Here is a 6,148-nt window from a genome sequence, read left to right as displayed (position 1 = left end):
CATCAGGGGGACCTAAGCGATCCAGTTCGGCCAAAATCAACGGAATCTGTTCGTCTAAATCGGCGGGTCTTTTATCTTTACTCCACCAGATAAGCGGTCCACGACGTTTATAATCTACTTTACTGACCGCCTCTTTGCCGTTTAATAAAAACTTCACCATAAAGGCCACTGCCAGCGCTTTATCATTGCCACTGCTCAAGAAAGCAAAAGTATAACTGCTGACATTGGGGATAAAACCACGCCCGATAAGCTGATTATTTTCATCCAGTCCATAGACTTTGAGATAAAAAATATTAGTTTTTTCTGCCATACCCACTTGTGGATAACGGGCGACATAGGCTTTACCTTTATACCAGGTGTAAAAAATCTGTCGTTCACGATCGATAATTAATGGTGCTTGACGGCGTAAAAAAAGTATAGCCCATACAAAAGGTGGAATAATTATCAGATAGAGCAGTAGGAAGCTTATATCAATAATGAGAAGTTTAGTGCTACTTGGGTAAAAAGTATAACGATAATATAAATATTTTCTTAGCGAAATTTCTTTATCGTTACCAATATAGCGGGCATTTTCCATATAGTCTGGTAAATCATTACGTAGGTAGAATTTATCCCCGTATTTTTTTTTCGCCAAATTTACCCAACCATGTATCCATACTTCATTATTTTTTCGTGACTCTATAAAATCGTTAACGTTTAACGCCAAACTGCTAATAATTCCCAGTGTAACCGGGATTAAAGCGATACTCCGGGCGCGGCGTTGGGTATTGCGAATATGACATTCTTTATTATCAAGGTAGTCCAATATTTCCACATGCTTAATGGTTTCTGCATCCTTAATATCCGGTGGTACGGCTAGAATTTCTTTTTCCCAACGCGCCAGCCGTTTGGCTGGCAGTGGATGTATAGTAGGAAACCACTTTTTGAGTAAATTTTTTAATTTCACTTTCATTCGGAAAGATCTTCATCAGGGGGACCTAAGCGATCCAGTTCGGCCAAAATCAACGGAATCTGTTCGTCTAAATCGGCGGGTCTTTTATCTTTACTCCACCAGATAAGCGGTCCACGACGTTTATAATCTACTTTACTGACTGCTTCTTTGCCGTTTAATAAGAATTTCACCATAAAGGCGACTGCCAGCCCTTTATCATTGCCACTGCTTAAGAAAGCAAAGGAATAACTACTGACATTGGGGATAAAGCCACGTCCGATAAGCTGATTATTTTCATCCAGTCCATAGACTTTGAGATAAAAAATATTGGTTTTTTCCCCCATACCTAATTGTGGATAACGGGCAGCATAAGCTTTACCTTTATACCAGGTGTAAAAAATCTGTCGTTCACGATCAATAATTAATGGGGCTTGTCGCCGTGAAAAAAATATGGTCCAGACAAAAGGAGGGATAATTAGAAGATAGAGTAATAGAAATGTCATGTCAGTGATAAAAACATCATTGCTATATTCAGAAAAATTATAGCGATAATACAGGTATTTTCTCAGGGAGATATCTTTATCATTACCGATATAACGAGCATCCTCCATATAGTCTGGTAAATCATTGCGTAGATAAAATTTTTCTCCATATTTTTTTTTTGCTAAATCTACCCAGCTATGAATCCATGCTTCATTTTTTTCTCTTGATTCAATAAAATCATTAACATTTAACACGAGGCTACTGATAATCCCTAGTGTGACTGGGATCAAGGTAATACTCCGAGCTCGGCGTTGAGGATTACGGATATGGCATTCCCTATTATCAAGGTAGTCCAATATTTCCACGTGCTTAATGGTTTCTGCATCCTTAATATCCGCTGGTACGGCTAGAATTTCTTTTTCCCAACGCGCCAGCCGTTTGGCTGGCAGCGGATGAATCGTGGGAAACCATTTTTTAAGTAAGCTTTTTAGTCGTTGCTTCATAGTGTGCGCTCCCCGTCAAAACTGCCCTTAATGGTATTTTCTGCTGTGGGTTTTTCTTCCCAAAAATAACGTAGAGGGGAAATGATATTTTCTGATTGCTCATAATACCAGTACAGCTCGCTACTGCGGGAATAAACGCCCATTGTTTCCGTGACTGTTATTTCCAACGTTGCGGTATCACCATTCAGGGTAAGTTTAGCCTGTTCTTGAGCTTCCCTGAATTTGGCATTGCGAAAAGCATCAGGGGTATATTTGTGGCGGTTAATTTCAACATAATCAACTTTTTCTCCCCAGTAAGAGGTTTTGGGTGGAGTTACAAAAATCCCGTGGATATTTGAGATACTCATCTGAAAAGCAGGCAGAGTAAAACAATAGGTCGTGACACCAAATCCTTGCTGTATTTTTAGTTGTGGCTGAATAAACAGATTTAAAAACTCCTGATTTTCGATAATAAAATGATTTTGAGTGTCACTACTCATTTCTCTGGCTTTACTTAACTGTGTTGTGATAGATGGCCTGGGGTCTACTTGCCAAAAAGCATATTTCTTTCCTACCCCCCAAAAACAGTTATTCAACACTTTCTCCAAATCTGACCAAGCGCTACTGGCCTGTAAGATACTACCTCCAATTAGCAAACCGGCTCCAATAACTATTGCAGTGAGTACGCCTGCCGTTAATAGTGTACCTGCCGCAACCCCGATCCAGACTGCTGTAGTCAAAATAATGGAGCCTGTCCCTATCGCTACTTGGCTATAACCTTCCACACTATTACCTACTTTAAAGGCGTTACTTGCATCATAGAAGGAGACCAGCGCCCCTAAATAACCCGCAACGCTACCAGCAACACGGGAGAACTGGCTGACCATGGCCGCATTGATAGCGGGCACTTTTATCCCATTCATCAGCGCTTTTACTATCGGGGAGTTCACTTTGCTCGCCAGCGTCGAGCTGATAGAAGCCAAATCAGCACTCATACCAATCACCGCGGTACTAAAGCGTAGCAGATTCATATAGGTCGGGCCGGGTTGTAACGGGTTGTTGCGGGCATATTCTGTCTGTTTGAGCACGTCCGATAGGGTAAACGCATTCAAAAATAGGCTGACACCAGTCAGCGAAGAGTCAAACAGTAAGCCAATGGATGGTTTACCGGCTCCGTCTAAGGTAAAAAGCTGAACCGGCGAGTCTGCACTGGTTTTAACCGCGGGCAGGGTCATCACCGGTTTATTGCCAAGTGATTCCAGGCGTTTACTCCAGTTAATAATCCGTTCCCCAATAGCCTGTGTCCGCACCGCTGGATCTGGCAGGTGACGATTTGCTTTCGATTCCAGTCGCTTGAGCACTTCCTGATAGCTTTGTTCACTGAGTGCCACCCGGCCATCCGATTCAATCACTACACCCAACGTAGATAACAGGGCGGGGACAAGTTGTTGGGTTATCTGGTCAATGGCTTTCTGGGGAAGCTGGCGGAGATAATTTGCTCCCTGAGAAATCGCCTGATCGGGGTTAGCGCAGACGGTGGCCAGAAAGGTCCCCATACCCTGCAAAATATTATCAACTCCGCGAATAAACTGGCTCTTAAGCATCGGTGATTTTACTTTGTCGTTATTCAGCACGGCGATAACCCCGGTGGTAATGGTGCGCCAGAAGTTACCGTCTCCGTCACTGTCTGATGCTTTGGCGGCAAGCTTTGCCAAAACCTGTTGGCCGGGCAGGGAGGATTGCAGATTGCCAAGCAGACCAGAGAGGATTTCACTGAAAAACTGAAACTCCAGCGCGTCCTCTTCTTCCAGCGTCTCTTTTTTATCTTGCAATGAAAAGAAGTAATGAAAGTAATTTTTCAGCCCGCCGACCTGATAACTGAGGTCCGGGTTATCCGCGAAAGCTTCAAACAGTTTCATCAACTTTGCCTGACGCGCTTCAAAGTCTTCGGTGGTTTCTTTCAGTTTCGGCCAGTCGTTGTTCCAGCGGTCCTGATGGATACTGTCATCTATTTTCTTTTTCAGCTCCGGGTTTTTCGTCGCTTTGAGCTTTTCGACATAGAAGCCAATGGTTAATGGGTAGATATTGGAAGCGTGATAGCTCTGTTGCCACAGATTCAGGATGGAGTAAGCTTCCGCGATATCCCGTTGACGGCCTACCGGATCGTGCAGAATAACAATCCGCGATTGTTCATTCAGGTGCAGGTATTCGTTGATGTTCTTGATAATCATGTCGGCATCCATTTCATAGCTTTCCTGCGTGGTCAGCGTATCAATCCTGGCGGTCGCTAAATCCAGTTCATTGATATCTTTTTCAAGGATGGCCTTGATGTCGGCAAACTGCTCCTGACGGATTTTGTAATCAACGATCAGTTTACGGAAGTACTTGATTGAAGCTTTGACCGCGAAGGGGGACTGTTCCTTATCAAGATTGATAAACTGCATGGTTTTCTGCCGCAGTGCCAGACTACCGTTAATTTTATCCAATACCGAGGAATGCCATGGGTGTTCACTGTAAGCGATACTGATATTGATGACATCTTTGGCGACAAATAGGAACGGATAGCCTTCGCCCCGAATGCCCGGTTCTGGGATAAGTCCCTCACTGGCATCTTTGCGGTTGAGGAACATGTATTTTTTAAATTTCTCAACTCGCTGCTTTTTGCCGTTATCCTCTCTCTCTGACACGCAATATTTAAAAATATGCAAATTACCCTGAGCTTTGCTGCCGCGGACAGTCAGTGGAGCCTCTTCCTTGATGTATATCCAGCCGGGACGCAGGAGACGGGCAGCGTAGCCTTTGGTTTGCTGGATTGATGAGGAGAACATCAGGGTGTGAATATCCGGTGGTGCTTCAGGTTTTTCTAGTTCTTTGCCGAAAAAGTTGGTGTAAGCGTAACGAACCGGGTAAATCGGTTTAATGTTGCAGTCACAAGGCTGAATATAAGTATCTACTTCAAGATTTTGCGGGAATTGCTCGTAAGCTTTTTCTATCAGTCTGTCGAAACGTTCCTGAATGTTAGTTGTCATTACATTTCCTTGGTTGTCAGTGTGTCGCATTGTGCAAAAAGTGAATGTGCCCGTATTTCCTGTACTTCTGTTTGCAAGCAGGCTGATTCCCAAAGTTGTTGCCAGCGTACTTCATCATTCGGCATTAAGCTTTTGGCGGCAACGTAATAAAGTATGGCCCGTTGTTGCGTCAATCCTTGCAAATAAGCCAGATTAGTCTGCTGTAAAACAAAAGCAGGTAGGGTGCTTTTATTCACCTGACAGCGTTTAGCTAGGTTTTCCTTAATAAAGTTAATGGCTTTAAGTATGTGGCGCTGTTGCGCCTGTTGCTCAAAATGTTCACACAATTGGCGATTAATCGTGACAGGTGCGGGTTTTGCCTGTCGGATGTTTTCAGCGATCGTGATAATGTGGCGGGTATCCGGCTCATTACCATAAAACCATACTGCATTGATTCCCTGCATAAAATTGGCTAATGGCCCGTCGGACAGGGTATTGAGCAGTGTCGTTAGTGTGTTGGGATGGTAAAACCGGAAAAAAGCCCATGCTTGAGTTAGCTCGTTTTTCAGATAGGCAAATTTGCGCAGGTGATTTAACAATATTTCAAAAGGCTGCTCGCTCTGAATAAACAGGCTCAGTTCCGACCGGTTATCGGCATTCATAATGTATCGCTGCAGTTCTGGCTGATTGTCGTTGTTTTTGCTCAGTTCAATCAGATAAGGTGCGCTATCTTCCAGTGAAACCTGGGTTTCACCTTTAAATAACCCTTGCCAGCGTAAAGAAGAGGCGAGTAGATCAGGAATGATAAATCGCCCTGCTTGTTGATATACCGCGGCATCAATAACTGCGTAGAGATGTTCATTATCTTCACAAACTGGCGCGTCAGTGGTTTGTGTCAATATCAGATCGCCACGAGCAGCGGGTAGCGACGAATCTATATTTTCCTGTTGTATCAGTACCACAGCTTGCTGATCACTTATCTGTTGAAGATAACGAACTAACCGTAATTCAGGTTGGGTACTTTCTTCCAGATAGGTTTGTAAGGAGGTAATCTCCTGGTATTGGCCGTTTGTTATTCCCCGACCAATCATGTCATTGCTGAGATGAGTTAACGCCTCATGTTGAGTTAGGGCATGGATTAATACTCTGGCTGAATAGTGTCCGGCAGAATGCTGCTCATCACCTGTAGTTTGATAGGTGTAATTGGCAACCCAGTAACGATATAAATCAAGGGAAGATGGCAT

4 protein-coding genes are annotated in these 6,148 nt (G+C 43.7%); all 4 read right to left on the bottom strand.

Annotated elements, in window-relative coordinates; translation table 11 throughout:
* Positions 1–952 (bottom strand): hypothetical protein (locus AM629_RS09640; protein ID WP_054478403.1); only part of this gene is annotated, 952 nt, incomplete at its 3' end.
* Positions 949–1,917: a hypothetical protein gene (locus AM629_RS09635; protein ID WP_054478400.1), complete on the bottom strand. Its 969-nt coding sequence runs from the start codon at positions 1,915–1,917 to the stop codon at positions 949–951. The genes AM629_RS09640 and AM629_RS09635, both read right to left, overlap by 4 nt.
* Positions 1,914–4,925: a toxin VasX gene (locus AM629_RS09630; RefSeq protein WP_054478397.1), complete on the bottom strand. Its 3,012-nt coding sequence runs from the start codon at positions 4,923–4,925 to the stop codon at positions 1,914–1,916. The genes AM629_RS09635 and AM629_RS09630 overlap by 4 nt, the downstream gene beginning before the upstream one ends.
* The gene (locus AM629_RS09625) at positions 4,925–6,148 is read right to left on the bottom strand and encodes a DUF4123 domain-containing protein (RefSeq protein WP_054478395.1); all 1,224 of its coding nucleotides are present in this window, start codon (positions 6,146–6,148) and stop codon (positions 4,925–4,927) included. The genes AM629_RS09630 and AM629_RS09625 overlap by 1 nt, the downstream gene beginning before the upstream one ends.

The organism is Photorhabdus heterorhabditis (genome assembly GCF_001280945.1).
Taxonomy (GTDB): domain Bacteria; phylum Pseudomonadota; class Gammaproteobacteria; order Enterobacterales; family Enterobacteriaceae; genus Photorhabdus; species Photorhabdus heterorhabditis.
This window is presented reverse-complemented; position numbering and strand designations above follow the sequence as displayed.